Source organism: Streptomyces venezuelae, assembly GCF_008642375.1.
GTDB lineage: Bacteria > Actinomycetota > Actinomycetes > Streptomycetales > Streptomycetaceae > Streptomyces > Streptomyces venezuelae_G.
Genome location: NZ_CP029194.1, coordinates 3,141,119 through 3,167,530 on the forward strand (window position 1 = coordinate 3,141,119; position 26,412 = coordinate 3,167,530).

A 26,412-nucleotide genomic window follows, 5' to 3' on the forward strand; every position below is an offset into this window, starting at 1 on the left:
TCTTCGGGCCCGGCGACGGGGGCCGGAGAGCCTTCGCTCCCCCGCCGGTGCGCCGGCTTCACCCCCTTCGACCTCCCCTTGTTGCCAGAGGTCTTGACAACGCGATTGGTCTGGACCAGCTTGTTCCGACAACGGTGGCCACCGTCCGCACCCCCGCACCAGACTCGTACCCCCGTACGAGCCCCTCCGTACGACGACGTACGGCACCTCCACCTCCCCAACTCCCCCACCGGAGGATGCACGTGGACCGCACCACCACCCGCCCTCACGGACGTCGATGGCTCGGCGGAGCCCTCGCGATCGCCGTCGGATCCGGGCTCGTCCTCGTCGGCGGAGCCGGCACCGCCCAGGCGGCCGACGTGAACGTCGCCAAGAACGCCGGATTCGAGAACGGCCTCGCCAACTGGTCCTGTTCGGCCGGGAGCGGCGCCGCCGTCTCCTCGCCCGTACGCACCGGGGCCGGCGCCCTGCGGGCCACCCCGGCCGGTCTCGACAACGCCAAGTGCGTGCAGACCGTGACCGTCAAGCCCAACTCCACGTACACGCTGAGCGCCTGGGTCCAGGGCGGCTACGCCTACCTCGGCGCGAGCGGCACCGGGACCGGCTCGGGCAGCGTCTCCACCTGGACGCCCGACAGCGCCGTCTGGAAGCAGCTCACCACCAGCTTCACCACCGGCGCGAGCACCACCTCCGTCGAGGTCTACACCCACGGCTGGTACGGCACCACCCCGTACTCCGTCGACGACGTCTCCGTCTTCGGCCCCGACGGGGGCGGCGGTCAGGACCCCGACCCGGTCGTCCCGGCCACCCCGGCCGGCCTCGCCGCGGGCGCCGTCACCTCCTCCTCCGTCGACCTGAGCTGGACCGCCGTCTCCGGCGCCACCGGCTACAAGGTGTACCGCGACGGCACCAACCCCCAGGTGGTCACGGGCACGTCGACGACCGTCTCCGGTCTCACCGCCGACACCGCCTACCAGTTCCAGGTCGCCGCGACGAACTCCGCGGGCGAGTCGGCGAAGTCGTCCGCCGTGTCCGCGCGGACCGCCAAGGTCACCGATCCGGGCCCCGGCCCGGCCGTGCCCAAGCACGCGCTGACCGGCTACTGGCAGAACTTCAACAACGGCGCGGCCGTCCAGAAGCTGCGGGACGTGCAGTCGCAGTACGACATCATCGCCGTCTCCTTCGCGGACTCGACCGCCACGCCCGGCCAGATCGTCTTCAACCTCGACCCGGCCGTCGGCTACGCCTCCACCGCCGACTTCAAGGCCGACATCGCGGCCAAGAAGGCGGCCGGCAAGTCCGTCATCATCTCGGTCGGCGGCGAGAAGGGGAACGTCACGATCAACAGCGACGCCTCCGCCACCGCCTTCGCGAACAGCGCCTACGCCCTGATGCAGGAGTACGGCTTCAACGGCGTCGACATCGACCTCGAGCACGGCATCAACTCCACCTACCTGACCAAGGCGCTGCGCCAGCTCTCCGCGAAGGCGGGCTCCAGCATGGTCCTGACGATGGCCCCGCAGACCATCGACATGCAGAACACCGGCACCGAGTACTTCAAGACGGCGCTCGCCGTGAAGGACATCCTCACGGTCGTCAACATGCAGTACTACAACAGCGGTTCGATGCTCGGCTGCGACGGCAAGGTCTACAGCCAGGGCTCGGTGGACTTCCTCACCGCGCTCGCCTGCATCCAGATCCAGGGTGGCCTCGCCCCGTCCCAGGTCGGCCTGGGCGTCCCCGCCTCCACGCGGGGCGCGGGCAGCGGCTACGTCGACCCGCAGATCGTGAAGAACGCGCTCGACTGCCTGACCAAGCTCACCGGCTGCGGCAACTACAAGCCGGCCCAGGCCTGGCCGACGCTGCGCGGCGCGATGACCTGGTCGACCAACTGGGACGCGACGGCCGGCAACGCCTGGTCGAACGCGGTGGGCCCGCACGTGCACAACCTGCCGTAACGGCAGTCGGATCGACAGCGCCGCGCCGCCGCTCCCCCGGCGGCGCGGCGCCGTCCTCTCACGCGGGCAGGTAGCGGGCGAGGACCGGGGCGAGCCGGCTGATCCACTCGTCGACCCGGGCGGCACGGCGCCCGTCGACCTCGCAGTCGTACACCGAGCCGTCGTGGAGGGTGACGGCCACGCGCAGCACGCGGCCGCGCCGGAACCGGTCGTACCGCACGGCCCCGATCTCGGCCCAGACGAAGTCGGCCTCCTCGCCGAAGAGGTGCAGGGACACGCCGCTCGCGTCGACGGCGACCCCGGAGTTCCGGTCGGCGGCGACGAAGTCCGGCGCGGGCAGCGGCGGAGCGGAGGGCTGCGGGGGTACGAGGAGGGTGGCGGGATGCGGTACGGGGGCGGGGACGGCGTCCTGGACGTCTGCCGTCTGCGTGGGCAGCGCGTGAGCGGGCGTCGGCGGCGCGGGGGCGGGTGCCGGAACCGCGCCGGCGGGCGTCGGCAGCGCGTCGGCGGCCACTACGCCGGCCTCGGCCACAACCACGGCCCCATCCCCATCCCCATCCCCAGCACCCGCACCCGCACCCGCACCCGCACCCGCACCGACCCCCTCCCCCAGCGCATCCAGGATCTCGTCCGGCGTAGGCCGCTCGGCCGGGTTCTTCGCGAGACAGCGCCCCACGAGCCCTCGCAGCCCCTCCGGCACCGTGGCGAGGTCCGGCGCCTCGTGCACCGACCGGTACATGAGCCCCATCGGTGTCCCGTCCCCGAAGGGCCGCCCGCCCGCCGCGGCGACGAGCACGGCGCCGAGCGCGAAGACGTCCGCGGCGCCCGTCACCTCCTCGCCCAGCGCCTGCTCGGGCGCCAGGTAGCCGGGCGTGCCGAAGGCGGAGCCGGTGGCGGTGAGGCGGGTCGACTCCAGGGCGCGGGCGATCCCGAAGTCCAGGACCCGTGGCCCGTCGGGGGCCATGACGATGTTTCCGGGCTTGAGGTCCCGGTGGACGAGCCCGCAGGCGTGGATGGCCTCCAGGGCCTCGGCGAGCGCGGCCCCGAGCGAGCGCAGCGCCGCCTCCCCCATCGGGCCCTGGGCGGCGAGGAGGCCCGAGAGGGTGGGGCCCGGGATGTAGGCGGTGGCGAGCCAGGGCGCCTCCGCCTCGGGGTCGGCGTCGACGACCTGCGCGGTGTGGAAGCCGCCGACCTGACGGGCCGCCGCGACCTCGGCGCGGAAGCGCGCGCGGAAGGACGGGTCGGAGGCGAGTTCCGGCCGTGCGACCTTGACGGCGACGGCGCGCCCGCCGCGCGATCGGGCCAGGTAGACGGTTCCCATGCCGCCTTCGCCTAGCTTGTGCTCGATGACGTATCTGCCGATGAGGGTCCCCACGCGGGACAGTATGGCCGAACTCGACATCTTGACCGGTCCATGACATGGCTTCACCATGTGGCCGGACACCCGCACGAGTTTGTCGCACTCCCCCACACTCCCCACCCAGGAGACACCATGCGACGTCCCACCCGCGGCAGAAGGTCCGCCACCCTCGCGGCCCTCGTGGCGCTCGCCCTCGCGGCGCCCCTCTCCGCCCTCTCCTCACCCGCCGGGGCCGACCCGGCGCCGATCGCCGCCCGTATCGCCTCCGGCGCCGAGGAGGTGATCCGGCAGTACGAGATCGCCGGACCGTCCACCGTCGCCGCCCGCACCGCGCTGACCGCCACCGGCGTCTCGATCGACGAGGTCGACGCCCGCTCGGTCGTCGTCAGCGCCAACACCGAGCAGCTCGCCAAGCTCAAGGCGCTCGGCCACAAGCCGGTCGCCCTGCCCGCTCCGCCGAACCGGAAGACCGCCGAGGACCAGAGCCTCGGCCCGCTCGACTTCCCCTCCGCCGACTCGAAGTACCACAACTACGCGGAGATGAACGCGGAGATCGACCAGCGCCTCGCCCAGTACCCGTCGATCATGCGCAAGCAGGTGATCGGGAAGACGTACCAGGGCCGGGACATCGTCGCCATCAAGATCAGCGACAACGTCGCCTCCGACGAGAGCGAGCCCGAGGTCCTCTTCACCCACCACCAGCACGCCCGCGAACACCTCACGGTCGAGATGGCGCTCTACCTCCTGCGCGAGCTCGGCGCGGGCTACGGCACCGACTCCCGGGTCACCAACGCCGTGAACGGGCGCGAGATCTGGATCGTCCCTGACCTCAACCCGGACGGCGGCGAGTACGACATCGCCTCCGGCTCGTACCGCAGCTGGCGCAAGAACAGGCAGCCCAACTCCGGCTCCTCGTACATCGGTACGGACATGAACCGGAACTGGGACTACAAGTGGGGCTGCTGCGGCGGCTCCTCCGGCTCCAAGAGCTCGGAGACGTACCGGGGCACGGCCCCCGAGTCGGCGCCCGAGGTGAAGGTCATCGCCGACTTCGTCCGCTCGCGGGTCCTCGGCGGCAAGCAGCAGATCACCGCGGCCATCGACTTCCACACCTACAGCGAGCTGGTCCTCTGGCCCTTCGGCTGGACCACGGCCGACACCGCTCCCGGCATGACCAAGGACGACCGCGACGCCTTCGCGGCCGTCGGCGGCAAGATGGCCGCGAGCAACGGCTACACGCCCGAGCAGTCCAGCGACCTCTACATCACGGACGGCTCGATCGACGACTACCTGTGGGGCGCGCACAGGATCTTCGGCTACACCTTCGAGATGTACCCGGCCTCCTCGTGGGGCGGCGGCTTCTACCCGCCCGACGAGGTCATCGAGCGCGAGACGAGCCGCAACCGCGACGCCGTCCTCCAGCTCCTGGAGAACGCGGACTGCATGTACCGCTCGATCGGCAAGCAGGCCCAGTACTGCACCACGGCCTGACCGGACGAACGGGGCCGGGGCCGGCGGGGAGTCCCCGTCGGCCCCGGCCGTCGGCCCCGGCCTGGGTGACGGGCTCGGCGTCAGGTACCGCCCTCGGCCCCCAAGGGCAGGCCGGGGCAGTCCTGTTGAAACCGGACCGGTGCCCGCCTGGGTGCTGTAGGTTCCGGCCCATGGCCAAGAGCAAGGTGATGGAGAACCCGGAGTCGCGCTTCTCCGCGGTGCTGGCGAGCGCGGCGAGCCTTCCGGGCGTGCGCATCGACAGGGAGGCGTACCTCCGGAAGGCGCTGTCTCGCTACTGCTCCGAGGACGACATCCGCCGGGCGATCGAGGAGACCCCGGCGGCGGCGGGTATCCCCCTCGGGATTCTGGACCGCGCGGCCGACGACTCCATCGGCTACGAGACCGCCAAGGCCAGTGCCCTCTCCGCGGCCGCCGGGATTCCCGGCTTCCTCGCCCTTCCGGCCACCGTGCCCGCCGACATGGCCCAGTACTTCGGCCACATGCTGCGCATCGCGCAGAAGCTCGCCTATCTCTACAGCTGGCCCGATCTGTTCTCCGCGGACAGCGACGGCGTCGACGACGCGACCAAGGGCGTCCTCACGCTCTTCTTCGGCGTGATGTTCGGCACCCAGTCGGCGAACGCCGCTGTGGGGCAGATCGCGGGGATGATGTCGAAGGAAGTCGCCAAGAAGCTGCCGCAGAAGGCACTCACCCAGGGCGTCGTCTATCCGATCGTGAAGAGGGTCGCGGGCTACCTCGGCGTCCAGATGACGAAGCAGACCTTCGCGAAGACCGTCTCGAAGGCCATCCCCGTCGTCGGCGCCGTCGTCTCCGGCGGACTCACGTTCGCGACCTACCGCCCGATGGCCAAGAGGCTGAAGAACCACCTCGCCGGTCTGGAGTTGACGAAGCCGGCACACCGCGCGGCGGACGCGGAGTTCGTGGACGGGGAAGTCGTGGACGAAGAGTTCCTGGACGCGGATGCCATGGACGCGGATGCCGTGGACGCGTACGTCCCCACCACGGACCGCACCGAGCCCGCCTCGACCTGACCCGCGCACCTGCCGTGGGCGGCGACCGAGCGGGCCGCGCCCCGAAGGCGCGGCCCGCTCGGTCGTGTGCGGCCCGAGCAGGCGCGGCCTGCCCCTCAGCCGAGTACCGCGAGCGCGTCGATCTCGATGAGGAGGCCGGCCGGGAGGCCGACGTACACGGTCGTCCGGGCGGAGGCCGGGGCCTTGAGGCCCTCCTCCTGGAAGTACTGGTTGTAGATCGCGTTCATCTCGGCGAAGTGGTCCACGTCCGTCAGGTAGACGCGCATCATCATGACGTCGTCCCAGCTCGCGCCGCCCTCCTCCAGGATCGCCTTGACGTTGGCGAAGGTCTGGAGGGTCTGCTCGCGCAGGGTCGGGCCCGCGACCACCGGGGGCTGGCCCTCGACGGCCGGGAGGAAGCCGACCTGGCCGGCGACCTGGAGGATGTTGCCCTTCTTCACGCCGTGCGAGAACTTCGCGGGCGGGGCGGTGTGGGTGGCGGGGGTGAGGGCGATCTTCTCGGTGGTCATCCGTTGTTGTCCTTGGTGGGTGCGGTGCCGGAGTACTCACGGCTGATGGCTTCCGCGGTGCGGCGCACCTGCGGGAGGAGGGTGAGGAGTTCCTCGGCCGTGACGACCACGTTGGGCGCCGAGACCGACATGGCGGCGACGACGCGGCCGTCGGCGCCGCGGATGGGGGCGCCGACGCAGTTGATGGACTCCTCGTGGCCGCCGAGGTCGGTGGCCCAGCCCTGTTCGCGTACGGTCGCCAGCTCCTTGAGGAAGGCGGCGGCGTTCGGGGTCGAACGGGGCGTGTACGGGGGGTAGTCGAGCTTCGCGGCGACGGCGCGGCGCTCGGGCTCGGGCAGGTCGGCGAGGAGCAGCTTGGCGACGGCGGCGACGGTGATCGCGACCGGCTTGCCGATGCGGGAGTACATGCGGACGGGGTAGCGGCTCTCGACCTTGTCGATGTAGAGGACCTCGCCCTCCTCGTACACGGCGAGGTGGACGGTGTGCCCGATCCGCTCGTTGAGCGCGGTGAGGTAGGGGTGGGCGATCTCGCGGACGTCGAGGTTCTCGACGGCTTCCTGGGCGAGCGCGAAGAGGCGGGCGCCGAGGCGGTAGCGCTGGTCCTGCTGCCGGTGGACGAGGCCGTGCTCGTGGAGGGTGCGCAGGAGGCGCAGGGCCGTGGACTTGTGGACGCCGAGTTCGTCGGCGACCTGCCCGAGGTCGGCGGGGCCACGGGCGAGCAGCGGCAGGATGCTGAGCGCCCGGTCGACGGTCTGGCTCATGGCGTACGTACCTCCTGGTCGTCCCCCGTCCAGCCGGGGCCGAGGTGAAGTGTCCCCCAGGCGCCCGCGTCGAGGGCGGCGAGCCGGTCCGCGTGGGCGCGGCGGGGAGGGACGGCGACGTCTCCGGGGACGGTGAGGGCGGCGGCGGCCATGAGGTGGCCGTGGCGGAGACGTGCGGTCATGTCGAGTCCGCGAAGGGTGGCGGAGAGGAATCCGGCCGCGAAGGCGTCGCCCGCGCCGACGGGGGCGAGGACGTCGACGCGGGGGGCGGGGACGGTGGTGACGGTGTCGGGAGCACGGGTCCCTGGAGCGGGCACGGGGCCGCTGCGCGGTGCCGTTGCGGCGGCGTCTTCAGCCCGTCCGGCGTTTGAGGACCGGGGCTTGGGGCGGAGCCCCGGTTCGGGAAGGGGCGGGGTGGGGAAGGAAGCCGCGCAGCGCTCGAAGGCGACCGCCCCCTCCTCGCCCCGCTTCACCACCACCACCGCCGGCTCCGGCAGCACCGCACGGATCTCGCCCGGCTCACGGAGCCCCCACAGCACCTCCGCCTCGTCCGCCCCGACGAAGACGACGTCGGCGCGGCGGGCGAGTTCGAGCAGCACGCCGGGCGCGGTGCCGTCGCGCCACAGGGCGGGCCGGTGGTTGACGTCGAAGGAGACGAGGGGGCGCCCGGGGCGCGGAGCGGTCAGCTCGCGGACGAGGGCGAGGCAGTCGGCGGAGAGCGCGGCCGTGATGCCGGTGAGGTGCAGGACGCGGCCGTCGGCGACGGAGCCGTACGGGACGGTGGCGGGCGACATCGCGGAGGCGGCCGAGCCGGCGCGGTAGTAGACGACCTCGTGCGCCTCGGTGGCCCGGTCGTCGGCCGTACGGAAGTAGACACCGGTCGGACGGTGCGGGTCGCGCCCGACGGCCGTGACGTCCACGCCGTACGCCCCGATCGTCTCGACCAGGTGGTGCCCGAAGCCGTCGCGGCCGACGCGGCCGACCCACCGGACGCGGTGTCCGGCGGCGGCGAGGGCGCAGGCGACGTTGGACTCGGCGCCGCCGATCGCGCGGGCGAAGGAAGGGACGTCGGCGAGGCGGCCGGGCCGGGAGGGCAGGAAGGTGACCATGGACTCGCCGAGGCAGACGAAGTCCGGGGGCGCGTGTCCGCTCACTCTCGGGCTCCCTGTGGCTCCTACGGGTCCATTGACCCGGCCTTGGCCCGGATGTTAGACAGCCCTGAGCAGTATGCGCAATGAGCGTTGCACATTTCGCAACGCGCACGACGAGGAGGCCTCATGCCCGACCTGGCGAACGAGCGAGTCGACCACCGTTTCAAGGGGCTGCCCCCGGACGCCGAGGGCCTGACCGTCGGCGAGCTGGCGGCCCAGCGGCGCAACCTCTTCACCGGCGGCTTCACCACCCCCGTCCTCGCGCTCTCCGCCGAGTCCGTCGAGCACAACCTCCGCCTCCTGGAGGTCTACGCCGAGCGCCACGGCCTCGCCTTCGCCCCGCACGGCAAGACCTCCATGGCCCCCCGGCTCTTCGACCGCCAGCTGGAGCACGGCGCCTGGGGCATCACCGCCGCCATGCCGCACCAGGCCCGCGTCTACCGGGTCCACGGCGTCGCCCGGATCTTCCTCGCCAACGAGCTCGTCGACGCCGTCGCCCTGCGCTGGCTGGCCGCCGAGCTCGACGCCGACCCGGACTTCCGCTTCGTCTGCTACGTCGACTCGGTGCGCGGCGTCGAGCTGATGGACGAGGCGCTCACCGGGGCCGGCGCCGCCCGCCCCGTGGACGTCGTCGTCGAGCTGGCGGCCGGCGCGACCGGACGGACGGGCGTGCGGACCGAGGCGGAGTGCGCGGCCGTCGCCGACGCGGTCGCGGCCGCACGCACCCTGCGGCTCGTCGGCGTCGCCGGCTACGAGGGCACGATGCCCGGGGCGGACGGCGAGCGGGTCAGGGAGTGGCTGCACCGACTGGTCGGCCTCGCGGCCGACTTCGACAAGGCCGGCCGCTTCGACCCCGCCATCGGCGAGATCGTGATCAGCGCGGGCGGGAGCGAGTGGTTCGACGCGGTCGCGGACGTCTTCGCGGAGATCCCGGACCTCTCCCGCCCCGTCCTGAAGCTGCTGCGCTCCGGCGCGTACGTCTCGCACGACGACGGGCAGTACCGCGAGAAGACCCCCTTCAACCGGGTCCCCGAAGAGGGCGCGCTCCAGCCCGCGTTCCGGCTCTGGTCGCAGGTCGTCTCACGGCCGACGGCCGAGCAGGCGTTCACCAACGCGGGCAAGCGGGACGCCGCTCACGACCTCCACCTCCCCGAGGCGCAGGTCGTCCGCGACGCCCGCACGGGCGAGGTCCGGGCCGCCGAGGGCGTCACCGTCACCGGCCTCTCCGACCAGCACGCCTGGCTCCGCACGGAAGCCGGGGCGGACGTGGAGGTCGGCGACTGGGTCGGCATGGGCCTGTCCCACCCGTGCACGTCCTTCGACAAGTGGCAGCTGATCCCGCTGGTCGAGGCGGACGGCACGGTCGTCGACTACATCCGCACCTTCTTCTAGAGGCAGAGGAGCAGGGTCATGGACCTCGTCTTCCGCGACGCGGAGGTCGTCGACGGCAGCGGCGGCCCGTCCTACCGGGCCGACGTGGCGATCGACGGCGGCCGGATCGCCACGATCGTCAAGGAGGGCGCCGCCGCCGGCTGCCAGCGCCCCACCGCCCGCCGCGTCGTGGACGCCGAGGGCCTCGCCCTCTCCCCCGGCTTCGTCGACATGCACGCCCACAGCGACCTCGCGCTGCTCCGCGACCCCGGCCACAGCGCGAAGGCCGCGCAGGGCGTGACGCTCGAAGTCCTGGGCCAGGACGGCCTGTCGTACGCGCCGGTCGACGACCGCACGCTCGACGAGGTCCGGCGGACGATCGCCGGCTGGAACGGCGGCGCGCCCGGGGACACGGCCGTCGACCTCGACTGGCGGACGGTCGGCGAGTACCTGGACCGCCTCGACGGCGCGCACGGCGGCCGGGGCATCGCGGTCAACGCCGCGTATCTGGTCCCCCAGGGGACGGTCAGGATGTACGCGGTCGGCTGGGAGGACCGCCCCGCGACCGGGCCCGAGCTGGACCGGATGCGGCGGCTCGTCGCCGAGGGCCTGGAGCAGGGCGCGGTCGGCATGTCCTCGGGCCTGACGTACACCCCCGGCATGTACGCGCCGGACGCCGAACTCACCGAGCTCTGCCGGGTCGTGGCAGAGTACGGCGGCTACTACTGCCCGCACCACCGCTCGTACGGCGCGGGGGCCCTCCGGGCGTACGAGGAGATGGTCGCCCTCACCCGCGAGGCGGGCTGCGCCCTGCATCTGGCCCACGCCACCATGAACTTCGGCGTGAACAAGGGCCGGGCGCCGGAGCTGCTCGCCCTCCTGGACGAGGCCCTCGCCGGGGGCGCGGACATCACCCTCGACACGTACCCGTACACGCCCGGCAGCACGACCCTGGTCGCCGTCCTGCCGAGCTGGGCGGGCGAGGGCGGCCCGGAGGCGGTGCTGGCGCGCCTGCGCGACGAGGGGACGGCGGAGCGGATCCGCCACGACCTGGAGGTCGTCGGCTCGGACGGCTGCCACGGGGTGCCGATGGAGTGGGACACGATCGAGATCGCGGGGGTGGGCGACCCCGGTCTCGCGGGGTTCGTGGGCCGCCGCCTCGACGGCTGGGGCACGGCCCGCCGGCTCCTGCTCGACGACCGGCTCGGCACGACGATCCTCCAGCACGTGGGCCACGAGGAGAACGTCCGGGCGATCATGCGGCACCGGGTCCACACGGGCGGCTCGGACGGCATCCTCCAGGGCCTCAAGCCGCACCCGCGCGCGTACGGCACGTTCCCCGAGTACCTGGGGCGGTACGTGCGCGAGCTCGGCGTCCTCTCCCTGGAGGAGTGCGTCGCCCATCTGACCTCCCGCCCGGCGGCCCGCCTCCGCCTCCCGGACCGGGGCCTGGTCAAGGAGGGGTACGTGGCTGACCTGGTCCTCTTCGACCCGCTGACGGTCGCGTCGGGAGCGACGTACGACTCCCCCCGCACGCTCCCGGTGGGCATCCCGCACGTCCTGATCGACGGCAGGTTCGTCATCGAGGACGGCCGCCGGACGGACATCCTGGCGGGCCGGTCGATCCGCCGGACGCCTGTGGCGCGGATCTAGGGCCTGTCCGACGGATCAGGGTCGGACAGCGGCCCCGGCCATGATCCGTCGGACAGGCCCTAGCCCGCGGGCTTCGCGAGCCGGTCGCGCACCCAGCCGGGATCGGGGTTCACATGGGCCCGGCCCGCCACGACGACGGTCGGCACCGTCTCGTCGCCGCCGGTGGCCGCCCGGACCTGCGCCGCGCCCTCCGGGTCGCGCCAGATGTCGACCCAGTGCGCCCGGCGGGCCCGGGCGCCCAGCCTGAGGCGCAGCCGCAGGCAGTACGCGCAGCCGGGCCGCCAGTAGACGACGGGACGGCCGTCGGCCTCGGCGCGGCGCAGGGCCTCCGCCGCTCCGGTCGACCTCGGGAAGGCCAGGGGCGAGGTGACGGCCGCGAGCAGCACGAACGGCAGCAGCAGGAGGGCCACCACGCCGGCCGAGCTGCCGTCGGCGGCCCGGGCGGCGGCGGCGAGCCCTCCGCAGAGCAGCACCAGCGCCGGCAGGATCCAGGCACGTGTCATGGTGCCGGAGGCTATCGGGAGCGGGCGTCCCGCGAATCCGCCAGGGGCCCGTCGGCCGGTACCGCGGCCGACGGCCAGGCGTCCCGCCGGAGCCACACCAGGCCGAGCGCGAGCACGAGGCCGGCGAGCACGAAGCCGTACCAGGGGGTGTGGCCCGAGGGCGCCGTCTCGTACACGAGCGCCGCCGACAGCACGGCGAGGACCTGCCCGGCCCGGCTGTGCCAGGCGACGGCCGCGACGACCACCGTCCCCCACAGCAGGTACCAGGGCTGCACCATGGGCGAGAGCGCGACCAGGGCGACCAGCGCGAGGCCGAGCCCGAGGACGGGGTCGGTCCGCCCCTTCCACGCCCGCCGGGCGAGGGCCAGGATCAGCCCGACGGCGACGACGAGCCCCAGCTTCTGGACGGCGCCCTTGACCGGGTCGGGGTCGTCGGCGAGGAGCGTGCCGAGCGCGAGCCCGAGGTCGCTGGTGACGGACAGGGCCGTGTGGATGGCTCCCGCGACGCTCTGTGTCCGCAGCCACCCGAACCCGGTCCCGGCGGCGAGCGTCGCCCCGACGGCGACCGCGCCCGCGACGAGCCCGGGCAGGGCCAGCCCCTTCACGACACCCCGTACACCGCCGTCGCGGCGGGCGACCATGACGCCGATGAACAGCAGGGCCACCGCCGCCGGCGACTTCACCATCATCGCGAGGCCGACGAGGCCACAGCCGAGCACCCACCGCCCGCGCACCGCGAGCAGCACCCCGCCCAGCATGAGGCCGATCATCAGCCCGTCGTTGTGCATGCCGCCGACGACATGGATCAGGAGCAGCGGATTGAGCGCGGCCAGCCACACCGCGCCGTCGCGCTCCGCCGCGCCGCCGGCGAGGCCCCGGACGGACCCGACGATCAGCGCGAGCGCGCCGAGGGCGATCAGCCGCATCCCGAGGACGGCGGGCACGACCGCCCCGCCGGTGAGTCCGACGACGGCTTCGGCGAGGAGCAGGAAGACGGGGCCGTACGGGGCGGGGGTGTCGGTCCAGTTCCCTCCGACGCTCGCCGCCGCGTCCGCGCCGAGCTCGCCGGGGCCGAGGACGGCGGGCCCGCCGCCGTAGACGTCGTGGCCTTCGAGGACCATCCCGCCCTGGGCGATGTAGCTGTAGACGTCCGCGCTGTACAGCGGCGGGGCGAGGAGCAGCGGCGCGGTCCACCAGGCGAGGGTCCGCAGGACCCGGTCACGCCCGCCCCGGGCGAGCAGGACGCCGTACCGCCACCAGGCGGCGACGAGGAGGGTCAGGCCGAGGTACGCCAGGAGGGCGCCGGCCACGGTGAGCGCGGTGCCGCGCGGCTCCCAGAGGCCCCAGCCGCCGCGCACGGGCAGCGTCCCGGCGGCCCACCCGCCCACGGCGACGGCGAGCGATCCGGCAGCACCCAGCCACCGGCATCCGGAGGCACTCGAAACCCACATGACGTGCCAACCTATCCCGCCGGCGGGAGACCCCCGAATCCTTACCCCCGCACCCCCTACCTCGGCCGCTTGGTGGCGCCCCGCCCGCGGCCCGGCTTCCCCGGGTGACCGGTGGTGGCCGAGGCCTCGGCGGTGGGTGAGGCTCCCGGACCGGCGGTCCCGGCCCCGGACGGCGCAGCCGTCGGCGTCGCCGTCGGGCCCTTGTCCGTGGCGGTCGGGTCCGCCGTACTCCCCGGGGAGGGGAGGGTCGCGGCCTCGGTGGCGCCGCCTCCGGAGCCGGAGCCGCCCGGACCGGAGGGGTCGGAGGTCCGGCCGGTCGCGGTGCCGTCCGTCGGATCCGCCTGGATCAGCGCGGGCGGCCCGTCGGAACCGCCCTCGTGGGAGCCCGTGCCGCCCTTCGTGCCGGAGCCGCCCGCGAGGAGCGCGGCGGCTGCGCCGAGGACGGCGACCCCGCCGGCGGCGAGCAGCCACACCGGGCCACGGGCCCGGCGTGCGGGGGCGTGGCGGCGGCGGGCGCGCCGGGATCCGGCGGCTCCTGGGTCGTGCTGGCTCATGGGCCCGAATTGTAGGGAGCACGACACCGAGAGTGCGACGGGGGTCACATCGGGGTGTCCGACGTGTCCCAAAACACGAGGCGTCCCGCCCGGCCCCGCCGTAAGCTCTCGTCATGCAGGTGATCCAGTCCACGAAGCTCGCCAACGTCTGTTACGAAATCCGGGGTCCGGTGCTCGAAGAGGCGATGCGGCTTGAGGCTGCGGGTCATCGCATCCTCAAGCTCAACACGGGCAACCCGGCCGCCTTCGGCTTCGAGTGTCCGCCCGCCATCCTCGAGGACGTGCTGCGGAACCTCTCCGAGGCACACGGCTACGGCGACGCGAAGGGCCTGCTCTCGGCCCGCCGCGCGGTGATGAGCCACTACGAGACGAAGGGCATTCCGCTCTCCGTCGAGGACATCTACCTCGGCAACGGCGTCTCGGAGCTGATCCAGATGTCGATGCAGGCGCTCCTCGACGACGGCGACGAGGTCCTCGTACCGGCCCCGGACTATCCGCTGTGGACGGCCTCGGTCTCGCTCGCGGGCGGTACGGCCGTGCACTACCGCTGCGACGAGCAGGCCGACTGGATGCCGGACCTCGCGGACATCGAGCGGAAGATCACCGACCGCACCAAGGCGATCGTGATCATCAACCCGAACAATCCGACGGGCGCCGTCTACGACGACGAGATGCTCCGCTCCCTGACGGAGATCGCCCGCCGCCACAATCTGGTGGTCTGCTCGGACGAGATCTACGACAAGATCCTCTACGACGGTACGACGCACACGCCGACCGCCGCGATCGCCCCGGACCTGCTCTGCCTCACCTTCAACGGGATGAGCAAGAACTACCGGGTGGCGGGATTCCGCTCCGGCTGGCTCGCGGTCTGCGGCCCGAAGCACCACGCGAGCTCGTACATCGAGGGCCTCACGATCCTCGCCAACATGCGACTGTGCGCGAACATGCCCGCGCAGCACGCGGTGGCCGCCGCCCTGCAGGGCCGGCAGTCGATCGAGGACCTGGTGCTGCCGGGCGGGCGGCTCCTGGAGCAGCGGGACACGGCGTACGAGCTGCTGACCCAGATCCCGGGCGTGACGTGCGTGAAGCCGAAGGGCGCGCTGTACCTCTTCCCGCGCCTCGACCCGAACGTCTACAAGATCAAGGACGACCGGCAGATGGTCCTGGACCTGCTGCGGGCCGAGAAGATCATGGTCGTGCACGGGACGGGGTTCAACTGGCACGAGCCGGACCACTTCCGGATCGTCACGCTGCCCGCGGCGGCGGACCTGGCGGACGCGGTGACGAGGATCGGCCGGTTCCTGGACGGTTACAGCCAGCCCTGAGACCCGTCGGCCGCGCGCCACTGCCGGACCTCGCTCAACTTTAGACAGAATCTAAGCTAGGATGGCTCCAGAGCACTACAGGAGGCCATCCCATGTACGAACCGATCCGCACCAAGTCGGTCCACCGGATGGCCGACGACGACCACGCGTACCCGCACCGCTCCCGCGAGGAGGAGCTGGACATCCAGCTCGCCGGACACCTCGCCGCCCTGCTCGCCGTCACCGACGAGCTCGGCGACACGGAGGCGGGCGAGCTCATCGCCCGCCAGGTGGCGCGGCTGCGTGGCGCGCCGCCGGCCCGCCACGCGGGCCTGAGCGGCTCGGCGGCGCGGGACCTGCACCGCAAGGCGCACGCCCTCGCGGGGCGCGCCCTGGTCGTCGCCGCCTCCCGGGCCGACACGGCCGTCGCGATCCTCGCCGCCGGGCGCATGGACGCGCACACCGCGGCACTGACCGGGGAACCCACCCTGGCAGCAGCCGGCGCCCCCTGACGGCCCCGGTCCGCGCGGCACGAACCGCGCGGACCGGGTGCCACCCACCGCCGCCTCCCCCGGCGATACGGCAGCCCCCGCTCCGGTTCGGTACCGGGATCGGCACTTCACCCCCCGTACACCCAACTCCCCCTGGAATGTGGGTTTCCGCGAGCACTCTGCCCGCGTGAGACGCATCCTGGGAATCGTCCTGGCCGTCCTGCTCCTCGGCGGCGTGGCCGCCGTCCTCGTGACGGGCGGCGACAAGGACACAGGCACGGCAACGAAGACCGTGCGAGGAGTCATCGGGTCGGAGAAGGCCGAGTTCTTCGCCGACCCGCAGGTGGTGAAGGCGCTCGCCGCCAAGGGCTTCACCGTGGGCACCGAGACCTCAGGGTCCTGGGACATGGACGAACTGCCCCTCGACGGCTACGACTTCGCCTTCCCTTCCTCCCGGGGCCCCGCCGACGGGCTCCGCGCGAAGGCGAAGACGAAGGACAAGGCGACCACCGCCCCCCTGCGCCCCTTCTACTCGCCGCTCGTCGTCGTGGCGCACAGCCCGGCGGCCCGGGTCCTCGCGGCCAACGGCCTCGCGACCCTCGGCCCGCGCGGCACGAGCGGCACCCTGAAGATGGACGCCTACCTGGCCGCCGCCCGGGCCGACCGGACCTGGCAGCAGCTGAAGGGCTCCGCCGGGCACGCCGAGCTGAGCGGCACCCTCTTCATCACCTCCACCGATCCGGTCGCCTCCAACTCCGGCGCCCTCTACCTGGCGGCAGCGAGCTATGTCGCCGACGGCGGCAAGGTCGCGGGCGACACCGCCGCCGTGGCCCGCACCGCGCCCCTCATGCGCAAGCTGATCCAGGTCCAGGGCTCCCAACAGGCGGGCTCCGACGCCCCGTTCCGCGACTTCGTCAGCGGCGTCGGCAACCCCCTGGTCCTGGTGTACGAGTCCCAGGTCGCCGCCCAGCTCCTCGCGGACCGGCCGATGGGCGACCTCGTCGTCCTCTACCCGGACACCACCGTCAACAGCGACCACACCCTCGTACCGCTCACCGAGAACGGCCGGGCGCTCGGTGAACTCCTCTCCGAAGACCCGGAGTTGCGCAAGCTCGCGGTCCGCCACGGCTTCCGGCCCCAGGGCCCGGCGGGCGAGTTCACCTCGGCGACCGAGAGCCACACCGCCTACCTCAACCAGACACTCACCGGTGTCCGCCAGGCGCCCGTGCCCACCGGCAAGGTGCTGCACGAGATGGCGCTGCGGGCCCGCGACCAGGGGGACCCCGCATGACCAGGCAGCAGCCCGAGGATCCGAGAAGAACGATGGCCCTGACCCCGCCCGACCACGACACCCCGCTCGTCCTCACCCCGCCCGAGCCGGTCGCGCCCGTCCGCACCGCACAGGCCGCCGCCGGCCTCGTACCGCTGGACGAGTCCACCCGCACCGAGATGTCCCGGCGGGCCGTCGAGTACGTCACCACGCTCGAAGGACTCGACCCGCGCTCCCCCGAGTTCTCGGGCCGCATCGGCGAGATCGCGGCGCTCGGCGCCGGCGAGATGCGCTCCGCCGCCCAGCAGTCGAACCGCATGCTCGACCGCACGGTCCGCTCGCTCGGCACCGGCGCGCCCGGCGGCGACGCCCAGACCCGGGTCGGCGCCTCACTGGTCGAACTCCGGCGCACGGTCGAGGACCTGGACCCCCGGGACACCCCCGGCAAGGGCATCAAGGGGCTGCTCGCCAAGCTCCCCGGCGGCAACAAGCTGCGCGACCACGTCGCCAAGTACGCCTCCTCGCAGGCCACGCTGAACCGGATCGTCGGCTCGCTCCGCGGTGGCCAGGACGAACTGCGGCGCGACAACGCCGCGTTGCAGACCGAGCGGGCCCGCCTGTGGGAGACCATGGGCAAGCTCCAGGAGTACGCGGTGCTCACGGAGGCCCTCGACGCGGCCGTCGAGGAGCGCGTCGCGCTCACCCCGGACGCGGCCCAGGCGGACGCGCTGCGCGCCGACGTCCTCTTCCCGGTCCGGCAGAAGCACCAGGACCTGCTGACCCAGCTCGCCGTCTGTGCCCAGGGGTACATGGCGATGGACGTGGTCCGCCGGAACAACGACGAGCTGATCAAGGGCGTGGACCGCGCGGCCTCGACGACGCTGACGGCCCTGCGGATCGCCGTCATGCTCGCCTCCGCCCTGGAGAACCAGCGCAAGGTCACCGAGCAGGTGAACGTGCTGCGGTCGACGACGGAGGACCTGATCCTCGGCAACGCCGCGATGCTGTCGCAGCAGGCCGGCGACATCCACGAGATCGCGGCGAACCCGGCGGTGGGCGCCGAGACGCTCCGCACGGCGTTCCAGCAGATCTACTCGACCCTCGACGCCATCGACACCTACAAGGTGCGGGCGACGGAGTCCATGGCGGCCACGGTCGACTCCCTGACCGCGGAACTCCAGGTGGCCAGTGCCCACCTGGAGCGCAGCCGCCGCACGAGCGCCCTGGAGGGTGGCGGCCCCGCATGAAGAAGACCGCGCGCTCCCTCCCCCGGGCGATCGCCGCCCTCGCCCTCGCCCTGCTCGTCACGGCCACCGGCAGCTCCTGCTCCACCATCGACAACAGCACCGTCGGCGGCCAGGGCGGTCCCGATCCCGACCACTACGGCAAGGGGTACTGGTCCGGCACCCTCCGGGTCCTCGCCTCCTCCGAGCTGGCCGACATGGCCCCCGTACTGGAAGAGGCCCGCAAGGCGACCGGGGTCACCGTCCGCCCCACCTACGCCGGCACCCTCGACGCCGTCGAGCAGATCGCCTCCGGCGAGGCGGAGAAGGCCTACGACGCGATCTGGCTCTCCTCCAACGACTACCTCAGGCTCCGCCCGGACACCGCGGGACGGATCACCGGCGAGACCCCGGTCATGACCTCGCCGGTGGCCGTCGGCGTACGGCCCGAGGCCGTCGCCCGCCTCGGCTGGGACCCGGCGAAGGTCACCTGGTCGCAGCTGCACAAGGCGGTCGCCGAGAAGAAGCTGACGTACGGCATGACCGACCCGAAACGCTCCAACTCCGGTTTCTCCGCGCTGATCTCGGTCGCCTCGGGGCTCTCCGGCGCCCAGTCCGCGCTCACCGAGCAGGACGTCACCCGGGCCACCCCGCGGCTGAAGGAGTTCTTCACGGGCCAGAAGCTGACGTCCGGCTCCTCCGGCTGGCTCGCGACCGCCTACGGCCGCCGCGCCGACGTCGACGCACTCGTCAACTACGAGTCGGTCCTCCTCTCCGCGCCCGGGAAGCTCACCGTGATCCGGCCGTCGGACGGCGTCGTGACCGCCGACTACCCGCTCACCCTGCTCACCTCCGCCCGCAGCGAGGCGAAGGAGGCGGCCGGCCGGCTCACCACCTATCTGCGCACCCCGGAAGCCCAGCGGCGGATCACGGAGACGACCCTGCGCCGCCCGGTCGTCCTCGGCGTCCCGCCGGCCCCCGCGCTCGCCGAGGACAAGCGGCGCGAACTGCCCTTCCCCGGCAGCCGGGCCGTCGCCGACGGGCTGCTCGACTCCTACGACAACACCCTGCGCAGGCCCTCCCGCACGGTCTACGTGCTCGACACGTCCGGCTCCATGGCGGGCGAGCGCCTCGAACGCCTCAAGACGGCGCTGGCCGAGCTCACCGGCGACTTCCGGGACCGGGAGGAGGTCACCCTGATGCCCTTCGGCTCCGCGGTGAAGCAGGGCGAGGTCCGTACCCACAAGGTCGACCCGGCCTCGCCCCGGGCGGCGCAGGACGCGATACGGAGCGACGCGGGGCGCCTCTCGGCCTCCGGCGGCACCGCGATCTACTCCAGCGTCCAGGAGGCGTACCGCTTCCTCGGCCGGACCCCCGGCGACACCTTCACCTCCGTCGTCCTCATGACGGACGGCGAGAACACCGACGGCGACCCCGCCTCCGCCTTCGACACCTTCTACCGCTCCCTGCCCCCCGAGCAGCAGCGCACCCCGGTCTTCCCGATCCTCTTCGGGGACTCCGACCGCGGCGAGCTCGACCACATCGCGAGCCTCACCGGCGGCAGGCTCTTCGACGCCACCAAGGGTTCGCTCGACGGCGCCTTCGAGGAGATCCGTGGCTACCAGTAACCGCCTCCTGCGGTACGCCGAGTCCCGCAAGAACCTGACGGGCTGCGCCGCCGGACTGGCCGGTCTCGCGCTCACCCTCACCGGGGCGGCGGGCGCCCTGTGGCCGCTGGTGGTCGTGGGCCTGTACGCGGCGGGGGCGCTGATCGCCCCACCCGAGCGCCCCGACACCCCGTGCTTCCCGGACGCCGGCGAGCAACTCGACGCGCTGCGCGCCGACTTCACGAAGCTGCGCGCGTACCTGGCCGAGGTGGAGCTGCCTCCGGCCGCGCGGGAGCGGGTCACCGAGCTGGAGGGCCTCCTCGACGCCCTGCTGGCGCCGGGCTGGGTCAGCGACCCGGAGCAGCTGCACGTCCTGGCCCGCGCGGTCCGCCAGGACGTCCCCGAAGCCGTCGACACCTTCGTACGGACGCGCTGGTGGTCCCGCGTGACCCCGGGCACGGAGCCGCCGGAACGGCACCTGGAGCGGCAGCTGTCCGCGCTGCGCGAGGAGGCGTCGGCGATCGCGGACGAGCTGCACGAGGCGGAGGCCCTGCGGCAGCAGACGCACACCCGCTACCTGGAGGAGAGGAACCGCCGAGAAGGGAACCACTGAGGAGAGAAACCACCGACGGCGGCACTCCAAGATCGATTATGTTCCGCGCATGACATTCTCAGAGCGCCCCACGTCCCGCCGCACCGTCCTGACGGCCCTCGCGGCGGCCGCCACCGCCGGCGCCCCGGTCCTCGGCCTCGCCTCCGCCGCCCCGGCCGCCGCCGCAACCACCACCGGGGTGGACCCGGTGCAGCCGGCCCCGCCGGAGTACCCCTCGAACACCGCGCTGTACAAGGACCCGGCGCATGTCGAGGGCACCTCGTACAGCCGTCGCTGGCGCCGCCACCAGAAGTTCGACACCGAGATGGCCACGAAGGAGGACTTCCCGCGCACCGCGATCCTCGCGCTGCACGGCGGCGGCATCGAGATCGGCACGACGGAGTTGTGCCTGGGCATCGCCGGTTACAGCCCGGGCAACTCCGCCGGCGCCCCGATCCTGCCGACCGTCCACGACTACTTCATGTTCGAGGGCCTGCTCTCCAGCGGCAACCGTGCCCTGCACGTCACGTCGAAGAACTGCGACGACCACGTCGCCCTGTCGACCGTGCGGAGCCACCTCAACGTGCTGTCCCTGCACGGCTGTACGTTCGACCAGATCGATCTGCCCAAGGGCGAGTTCCCGGAGGACGGGAACCGCGCCGTCGCCGTCGTCGGCGGACTCAACGCCACCTTCCGTACAGCCCTGGTGATCGAGATCAAGAAGGCGGGCTTCCAGGCCGTCGACGCCTACGACCCCAAGTACTCCGCCACACTCGGCGAGTACAACGGCAGCCACGTCACCAACCCGTGCAACCTCACGATGCTCTCCATGGGCGCCCAGCTGGAGATGACCACGGAACTGCGCGAGAGCCTCTTCGGCAACGCTTCCTCCCGGGGCAACCGCGCAGCCACGTGGGACGAGTCGGGCGGCCGGTTCGAGGCCTTCCGTGACGCCTGCCGCCGGGCGATCGCCACCGTCGAGGCCGGTCAGCCCATCCTGTAGCGGACATGCGCCGGCCCCCGGAGCCTGAGGGGGCTCCAGGGGCCGGATGCGTCGTGGTGGGCCGTCGTGACCCCACTGGTCAGGGCGGTGTTTCGGGGCAACCCACCACGAGTTTCAGGGGGACTAGCCCAGGCGCTCCACGAGCGCGTTGTACTGGTCCCACAGCTCCTTCGGCGTGTGGTCGCCGAAGGTGTTCAGGTGGTCCGGGACGAGGGCGGCCTCTTCGCGCCACACGTCACGGTCGACCTTGAGGAGGAACTCCAGGTCCTCGGCCGGCAGGTCCAGGCCCTCGGTGTCCAGGGACTCCGGCGTCGGCAGGATGCCGATCGGGGTCTCGACGCCCTCGGCCTTGCCCTCCAGGCGCTCGACGATCCACTTCAGGACGCGGCTGTTCTCGCCGAAGCCGGGCCAGACGAACTTGCCCGCGTCGTTCTTGCGGAACCAGTTCACGTAGTAGATCTTCGGCAGCTTCGCGGCGTCCGCGTTCGCGCCGACCTTGACCCAGTGGGCCATGTAGTCGCCCATGTTGTAGCCGCAGAACGGCAGCATGGCGAAGGGGTCGCGGCGCAGCTCGCCGACCTTGCCCTCGGCGGCGGCGGTCTTCTCGGAGGCGACGTTCGCACCGAGGAAGACGCCGTGGTTCCAGTCGAAGGACTCGGTGACCAGCGGGACGGCGGAGGCGCGGCGGCCACCGAAGAGGATCGCCGAGATCGGCACGCCCTTCGGGTCCTCCCATTCCGGCGCGATGATCGGGCACTGCCCGGCCGGGACGGTGAAGCGGGCGTTCGGGTGGGCGGCCGGCGTCTCGGACGCGGGCGTCCAGTCGTTGCCCTTCCAGTCCGTGAGGTGCGCGGGGGCCGTCTCGGTCATGCCCTCCCACCACACGTCGCCGTCGTCCGTGAGGGCGACGTTCGTGAAGACGGAGTTGCCCCACATGGTCTTCATGGCGTTGGCGTTGGTGTGCTCGCCGGTGCCGGGCGCGACGCCGAAGAAACCGGCCTCGGGGTTGATGGCGTAGAGGCGGCCGTCCTCGCCGAAGCGCATCCAGGCGATGTCGTCGCCGATGGTCTCGACCGTCCAGCCGGAGATCGTGGGCTCCAGCATGGCGAGGTTGGTCTTGCCACAGGCCGACGGGAAGGCCGCGGCGACGTACTTGGACTCACCCTGCGGCGGGGTGAGCTTGAGGATCAGCATGTGCTCGGCGAGCCAGCCCTCGTCACGCGCCATGACGGAGGCGATGCGGAGCGCGTAGCACTTCTTGCCGAGCAGGGCGTTGCCGCCGTAGCCCGAGCCGTACGACCAGATCTCGCGGGTCTCGGGGAAGTGCGAGATGTACTTGGTGGTGTTGCAGGGCCACGGCACGTCCTCCTGGCCCTCCTCCAGCGGGGCGCCGAGGGTGTGGACGGCCTTGACGAAGAAGCCGTCGGTGCCGAGCTCGTCCAGGACGGGCTGTCCCATGCGGGTCATGGTGCGCATGGACACGGCGACGTACGCGGAGTCCGTGATCTCGACGCCGATGGCGGAGAGCGGGGATCCGACGGGGCCCATGCAGAAGGGCACGACGTACATGGTGCGGCCGCGCATCGAGCCGCGGAAGATGCCCTCGGAGCCCGCGAAGAGCTCCTTCATCTCGGCCGGGGCCTTCCAGTGGTTGGTCGGGCCCGCGTCCTCCTCCTTCTCGGAGCAGATGTAGGTGCGGTCCTCGACGCGCGCGACGTCGGAGGGGTCGGAAGCGGCGTAGTACGAGTTCGGCCGCTTGACCGGGTCGAGCTTCGTGAAGGTCCCCTTGGCGACGAGCTCCTCGCACAGACGCTCGTACTCCGCCTCGGATCCGTCGCACCAGACGATGTTGTCCGGCTGGGTGATCTCGGCGATGTCGTTCACCCAGGAGACGAGCTCCTGGTGCTGGGTCGGGACGGTGGTGGGAGCCGCGTTGTCGCGCGCCACGATTGCTCCTTGTTGAGGGGTTTTTTTGGTGTATGCCCCGTGGGGGCCGCGACCCGGATGCTTCGTAGCTGCTCATCCGGTGCCGACCGCACTCATTTGATCATCCGATGTTAGCGCCCATATGTCCAGAGGGCCGCACACGTGAGCATCGCCACTCATATCCGGGACCTACGGGCGCGTAGGTACGATGCGGTCTCATGACTGCAGCCATGCCGGAAGTGACCCCGACCGACGTCCCAGGGTCGGTCGAGAACCCCCTGTCGCTCCCGCCGAAGCCTCGGCTCAGAGGCTGGCTGCACGCCGGCATGTTCCCCGCCGTGATCGTCGCGGGCCTCGTCCTCGTCGCCTTCTCCGACTCACCCCGCGCCCGGATCGCCTGCGGGATCTACGTCCTCACCGCGTGCCTGCTCTTCGGCATCAGCGCGCTCTACCACCGGGGGAACTGGGGACCGCGCGGCGAGGCCGTCCTGCGCCGCCTCGACCACGCCAACATCTTCCTGATCATCGCGGGCACCTACACCCCGCTGACCCTGCTCCTGCTCCCCGACTCCACGGCGAAGCCGCTCATGTGGGCGGTCTGGGCGGCGGCCCTCGCCGGCATCGCCTTCCGCGTCTTCTGGGTCGGCGCACCGCGCTGGCTGTACACGCCCTGCTACATCGCGATGGGCTGGGCCGCCGTCTTCTTCCTGCCGGACTTCATGCGCGCGGGCGGCATCGCCGTCCTCGTCCTCGTCATCGTCGGCGGTCTGCTCTACAGCGCGGGCGGGGTCATCTACGGCATGAAGCGCCCGAACCCCTCCCCCCGCTGGTTCGGCTTCCACGAGGTCTTCCACTCGCTGACCCTCGCGGCCTTCATCGTCCACTACGTCGGCATCTCGCTGGTCGCCTACCAGCACGCCTGACCCGCGACGACGGTCAGGGGCGGGCGGGAGCCCCCAGCGCGCCCCTGACGATCCGCGCCGACTCCGGATTGTCCGCGCACTCCCACACTCCGTGCGGGCAGTAGTCCGTCACCGTCTGGTAGACGGGCCGGTGCGTCGCGAACCAGTCGAGCATCCCCCGCACGTAGACCGGGTTGTCCCCGTTCCTGAAGAGCCCCCACTCCGGGTACGAGACGGGCTTCCCGTGCGCCGCCGCGAACCGCACGTGGTGCTCGAGCCCGTACTCCTCGGTCACCTGCTCCTCGAAGGAGAGCCCGGCCGGCTGGTCGTAGGCGTCCATCCCGATGATGTCGACGACGTCGTCCCCGGGGTAGCAGAGCGGCCACGCCACGGCGTCGAGCCCGCGGCTCGGCGTGAAGTCGAAGCGGAACCGCTGCCCCGGCACGTCCCGCAGCACCCCCACGACCCGCCGCCAGTACGCCTTCCAGGCCGTCGGGTCCGGGCCGCAGCGATGGCTGTACGTGGTGCCGTTCATCTCCCAGCCGAGCACGAGGACCGCGTCGTCGAGCCCGTGCTCCACGAGCCGCTCCCCGAGCACCCGGAAGTGCGCGTCGAAGGCGCCGCCCGCGCCGCGCCGCAGCCCCGTGCGCACCTCCGCGTCCGGCAGCCCCGCCTCGTTGCGGTCGAGCAGCGGCACGTTCAGGACGAAGAGCCGTCCCGGCCGCTCCTCCTTCCAGCGCGCCCAGGGCTCGAAGAGCGCCGGATGCCCCTCGATGTTGGACCAGCGGTCGCCGGGCAGGTACGTGTGCCCCACGGTGAGCGTCTCGCCGCCGAGCCAGGCCTGCACCTGCGCGATCCGCCGCACCCCGGCCTCGTCGGAGCCGGTGAAGAAGCCGGAGGGCACCCCGGGCAGCGGCTCCGGCGCCACGGGGGCCCGGCTTCCGGTGTGCCGGCTTCCGGGCGCGATCCCGTCGTGTGGGAGCAGGAACACGAGAACGGCCGCGAGCAGCACGATCAGTGCGACCCGCGGCCGGAAGAGGAAAGGTTTCACGTCAGCTGGTCCAGAAGTCCCACCATCGGGTCAGGATCAGCATCCCGATGATCCCGATGTGCAGGACGGGCAGGGCGAAGGCGAACTCGCCGAGGAAGGTCCGCACCCCGGCCGGGGCGGGCAGCAGCCCGGCCCGGACGTTGTGCGCGGTCACGTACCAGAACATGACGATGGTCGCGGTCCAGGCCAGGCAGCACCACAGGCAGAGCGCGCCGATCTCGTACAGCGACTGGTGCATGAGCCAGGTGCAGAAGCCGACGCCGAAGAGCATCCCGGCGTTGAGACCGAGCCAGAACCAGCCCCGGTAGCGGGCCCCGGAGAGCAGCCCGGCACCGACGGCGACGACGGCGGCGTACGTGACGAGCCCGAGCATCGGGTTGGGGAAGCCGAAGACCGCGGCCTGCTCGCTCTTCATGATGTTGCCGCAGGAGACGACCGGGTTCAGGCTGCACCCGGGCTGGAAGCCGGGGTCCTCCAGGAGCTTGAACTTGTCGATCGTGATCACCCAGGCGGCCAGCACGCCCGCCGCCCCGGTGACCATCAGCATCCAGGCGAAGGCCCGGCCCGCGCCGGACCCCGTCCCCGCGGTCTCCCGCGCGGACTCCTCCTGCCGCTGCCCGGGCACCCCGTCCCGCACGTTCACCGTCGCCATGCCGCGCCCCCTTTCCGTTCTCCGGCTCAGCCCTGGATGCGCCGGACCGGCATCAGGACGTGGGCGCTCTCCGCGAGCATCTCCTCGTCGGAGACGAAGGTGCGCAGCCGCGCCTCGTCGACGGGCTGCCCGGGGACGGCCTCGGGCCAGGGGCGGACGGAGCAGATGAGGTAGACCTGGCCGCGCTCGCGGGCGGCGGTCTCCCACTCGTCGGGCACCGGGCACTGCACCTTCAGGAAGGGCAGGTTGAGCACGGCGGAGCCGCCCTCGACGAGCAGCGTGGCGTTGATCCCGCCGTCCTTCTCCAGGTCGAACAGCCGGTCGCCGACCGAGAGACCCATCGACTCCAGGGCCGTCCGCATCGCCTGCTGACCGGCCTCCGGTCCGTCCCGGCCGTCGCCGAGCGAATACGCCATGAGGAACGGCGTGGCCGCCTCGCCGGCCGTGGGCTCGCTGGACCACGGAATCACCGTGAGAGTTCCCAGCGGAGAGGCGCTGCGCGCCGAGGAAACGACATTGGAAGTGGTCATGAATAGGGATGCTAGTGGCCCAACCACCCTTTCCCCGCGCCGATTTC

24 protein-coding genes are annotated in these 26,412 nt (G+C 72.3%); 13 read left to right on the plus strand and 11 right to left on the minus strand.

Annotated elements, in window-relative coordinates:
* Nucleotides 1-236: 236 nt before the first annotated feature.
* Nucleotides 237-1,958 carry a chitinase gene (locus DEJ46_RS13925; protein ID WP_190622627.1) on the plus strand — a complete coding sequence of 574 codons (1,722 nt, stop codon included), beginning with the start codon at nucleotides 237-239 and terminating at the stop codon, nucleotides 1,956-1,958.
* Nucleotides 1,959-2,016: 58 nt separating this feature from the next.
* On the opposite strand, the gene DEJ46_RS13930 is transcribed toward DEJ46_RS13925, so the two are convergent.
* Nucleotides 2,017-3,279, minus strand: a complete 1,263-nt coding sequence (locus DEJ46_RS13930; protein WP_411757821.1) for a serine/threonine-protein kinase — start codon at nucleotides 3,277-3,279, stop codon at nucleotides 2,017-2,019.
* A 171-nt stretch (nucleotides 3,280-3,450) separates the two neighbouring features.
* Between DEJ46_RS13930 and DEJ46_RS13935 the strand changes: the two genes are divergently transcribed.
* Together DEJ46_RS13935 and DEJ46_RS13940 are read left to right on the plus strand one after the other, a co-directional pair.
* Entirely contained in the window at nucleotides 3,451-4,809 is a 1,359-nt protein-coding gene (locus tag DEJ46_RS13935) for a M14 family metallopeptidase (protein ID WP_150266529.1), read from the plus strand.
* Between the two features lie 170 nt (nucleotides 4,810-4,979).
* On the plus strand, nucleotides 4,980-5,861 hold the full coding sequence (locus DEJ46_RS13940) for a hypothetical protein (RefSeq protein WP_223834617.1): 882 nt from the start codon (nucleotides 4,980-4,982) through the stop codon (nucleotides 5,859-5,861).
* A 95-nt stretch (nucleotides 5,862-5,956) separates the two neighbouring features.
* Here DEJ46_RS13940 and DEJ46_RS13945 read toward each other — a convergent pair whose 3' ends face one another.
* From DEJ46_RS13945 to DEJ46_RS13955, 3 genes are read right to left on the minus strand one after another with little or no spacing between them, the layout of a single operon-like run.
* The gene (locus DEJ46_RS13945; protein WP_150266531.1) at nucleotides 5,957-6,370 is read right to left on the minus strand and encodes a RidA family protein; all 414 of its coding nucleotides are present in this window, start codon (nucleotides 6,368-6,370) and stop codon (nucleotides 5,957-5,959) included.
* Nucleotides 6,367-7,131, minus strand: coding sequence for an IclR family transcriptional regulator (locus DEJ46_RS13950; protein WP_150266533.1), 765 nt, complete (start codon nucleotides 7,129-7,131; stop codon nucleotides 6,367-6,369). Before DEJ46_RS13950 ends, DEJ46_RS13945 begins: the two co-directional genes overlap by 4 nt.
* The gene (locus DEJ46_RS13955) at nucleotides 7,128-8,285 is read right to left on the minus strand and encodes a sugar kinase (protein WP_150266535.1); all 1,158 of its coding nucleotides are present in this window, start codon (nucleotides 8,283-8,285) and stop codon (nucleotides 7,128-7,130) included. The genes DEJ46_RS13950 and DEJ46_RS13955 overlap by 4 nt, the downstream gene beginning before the upstream one ends.
* Nucleotides 8,286-8,408: 123 nt before the next feature.
* On the opposite strand from DEJ46_RS13955, the gene DEJ46_RS13960 reads away from it, so the two are divergent.
* Together DEJ46_RS13960 and DEJ46_RS13965 are read left to right on the plus strand one after the other, a co-directional pair.
* On the plus strand, nucleotides 8,409-9,674 hold the full coding sequence (locus DEJ46_RS13960; RefSeq protein ID WP_150266537.1) for an alanine racemase: 1,266 nt from the start codon (nucleotides 8,409-8,411) through the stop codon (nucleotides 9,672-9,674).
* A gap of 18 nt (nucleotides 9,675-9,692) precedes the next feature.
* Entirely contained in the window at nucleotides 9,693-11,306 is a 1,614-nt protein-coding gene (locus tag DEJ46_RS13965; protein WP_150266538.1) for an N-acyl-D-amino-acid deacylase family protein, read from the plus strand.
* Between the two features lie 59 nt (nucleotides 11,307-11,365).
* Here DEJ46_RS13965 and DEJ46_RS13970 read toward each other — a convergent pair whose 3' ends face one another.
* From DEJ46_RS13970 to DEJ46_RS13980, 3 genes are read right to left on the minus strand one after another with little or no spacing between them, the layout of a single operon-like run.
* Complete coding sequence (locus DEJ46_RS13970) at nucleotides 11,366-11,809, minus strand: glutaredoxin domain-containing protein (RefSeq protein WP_150266540.1); 444 nt, start codon at nucleotides 11,807-11,809, stop codon at nucleotides 11,366-11,368.
* Nucleotides 11,810-11,820: 11 nt separating this feature from the next.
* Nucleotides 11,821-13,260, minus strand: coding sequence for a polyprenol phosphomannose-dependent alpha 1,6 mannosyltransferase MptB (mptB, locus tag DEJ46_RS13975; RefSeq protein WP_150266542.1), 1,440 nt, complete (start codon nucleotides 13,258-13,260; stop codon nucleotides 11,821-11,823).
* Nucleotides 13,261-13,316: 56 nt separating this feature from the next.
* Nucleotides 13,317-13,814: a hypothetical protein gene (locus tag DEJ46_RS13980; protein ID WP_150266545.1), complete on the minus strand. Its 498-nt coding sequence runs from the start codon at nucleotides 13,812-13,814 to the stop codon at nucleotides 13,317-13,319.
* A gap of 113 nt (nucleotides 13,815-13,927) precedes the next feature.
* Here DEJ46_RS13980 and DEJ46_RS13985 point away from each other — a divergent pair, with 113 nt between their 5' ends.
* The 7 genes from DEJ46_RS13985 to DEJ46_RS14015 all read left to right on the plus strand — a co-directional run bounded on the left by DEJ46_RS13985 (nucleotide 13,928) and on the right by DEJ46_RS14015 (nucleotide 21,304).
* Nucleotides 13,928-15,139 carry a pyridoxal phosphate-dependent aminotransferase gene (locus tag DEJ46_RS13985; protein WP_150266547.1) on the plus strand — a complete coding sequence of 404 codons (1,212 nt, stop codon included), beginning with the start codon at nucleotides 13,928-13,930 and terminating at the stop codon, nucleotides 15,137-15,139.
* A gap of 92 nt (nucleotides 15,140-15,231) precedes the next feature.
* Entirely contained in the window at nucleotides 15,232-15,630 is a 399-nt protein-coding gene (locus DEJ46_RS13990; RefSeq protein ID WP_150266549.1) for a hypothetical protein, read from the plus strand.
* A gap of 139 nt (nucleotides 15,631-15,769) precedes the next feature.
* Nucleotides 15,770-16,900 (plus strand): hypothetical protein, encoded by a 1,131-nt coding sequence (locus DEJ46_RS13995; RefSeq protein ID WP_190622629.1) that lies wholly within the window; start codon nucleotides 15,770-15,772, stop codon nucleotides 16,898-16,900.
* Nucleotides 16,897-18,126 (plus strand): toxic anion resistance protein, encoded by a 1,230-nt coding sequence (locus tag DEJ46_RS14000; protein ID WP_190622631.1) that lies wholly within the window; start codon nucleotides 16,897-16,899, stop codon nucleotides 18,124-18,126. The genes DEJ46_RS13995 and DEJ46_RS14000 overlap by 4 nt, the downstream gene beginning before the upstream one ends.
* Nucleotides 18,123-19,730, plus strand: a complete 1,608-nt coding sequence (locus tag DEJ46_RS14005; RefSeq protein ID WP_150266551.1) for a substrate-binding and vWA domain-containing protein — start codon at nucleotides 18,123-18,125, stop codon at nucleotides 19,728-19,730. Before DEJ46_RS14000 ends, DEJ46_RS14005 begins: the two co-directional genes overlap by 4 nt.
* Nucleotides 19,717-20,322, plus strand: a complete 606-nt coding sequence (locus DEJ46_RS14010) for a hypothetical protein (protein WP_190622633.1) — start codon at nucleotides 19,717-19,719, stop codon at nucleotides 20,320-20,322. Before DEJ46_RS14005 ends, DEJ46_RS14010 begins: the two co-directional genes overlap by 14 nt.
* A 49-nt stretch (nucleotides 20,323-20,371) precedes the next feature.
* Entirely contained in the window at nucleotides 20,372-21,304 is a 933-nt protein-coding gene (locus DEJ46_RS14015) for a poly-gamma-glutamate hydrolase family protein (protein ID WP_150266553.1), read from the plus strand.
* Nucleotides 21,305-21,427: 123 nt separating this feature from the next.
* On the opposite strand, the gene DEJ46_RS14020 is transcribed toward DEJ46_RS14015, so the two are convergent.
* Nucleotides 21,428-23,251 (minus strand): phosphoenolpyruvate carboxykinase (GTP), encoded by a 1,824-nt coding sequence (locus tag DEJ46_RS14020; RefSeq protein ID WP_141301797.1) that lies wholly within the window; start codon nucleotides 23,249-23,251, stop codon nucleotides 21,428-21,430.
* Between the two features lie 197 nt (nucleotides 23,252-23,448).
* Between DEJ46_RS14020 and trhA the strand changes: the two genes are divergently transcribed.
* Nucleotides 23,449-24,153, plus strand: a complete 705-nt coding sequence (gene trhA / locus DEJ46_RS14025; RefSeq protein WP_150266555.1) for a PAQR family membrane homeostasis protein TrhA — start codon at nucleotides 23,449-23,451, stop codon at nucleotides 24,151-24,153.
* 13 nt (nucleotides 24,154-24,166) lie between these two features.
* On the opposite strand, the gene DEJ46_RS14030 is transcribed toward trhA, so the two are convergent.
* From DEJ46_RS14030 to DEJ46_RS14040, 3 genes are read right to left on the minus strand one after another with little or no spacing between them, the layout of a single operon-like run.
* Nucleotides 24,167-25,183 (minus strand): glycoside hydrolase family 26 protein, encoded by a 1,017-nt coding sequence (locus tag DEJ46_RS14030; protein WP_150266557.1) that lies wholly within the window; start codon nucleotides 25,181-25,183, stop codon nucleotides 24,167-24,169.
* 1 nt (nucleotide 25,184) lies between these two features.
* A complete protein-coding gene (locus DEJ46_RS14035; RefSeq protein ID WP_150266559.1) occupies nucleotides 25,185-25,835 on the minus strand; it encodes a vitamin K epoxide reductase family protein in 651 nt (216 codons plus the stop codon).
* A gap of 26 nt (nucleotides 25,836-25,861) precedes the next feature.
* Nucleotides 25,862-26,365: a DUF5949 family protein gene (locus DEJ46_RS14040; protein ID WP_223834618.1), complete on the minus strand. Its 504-nt coding sequence runs from the start codon at nucleotides 26,363-26,365 to the stop codon at nucleotides 25,862-25,864.
* Nucleotides 26,366-26,412: the final 47 nt, after the last annotated feature.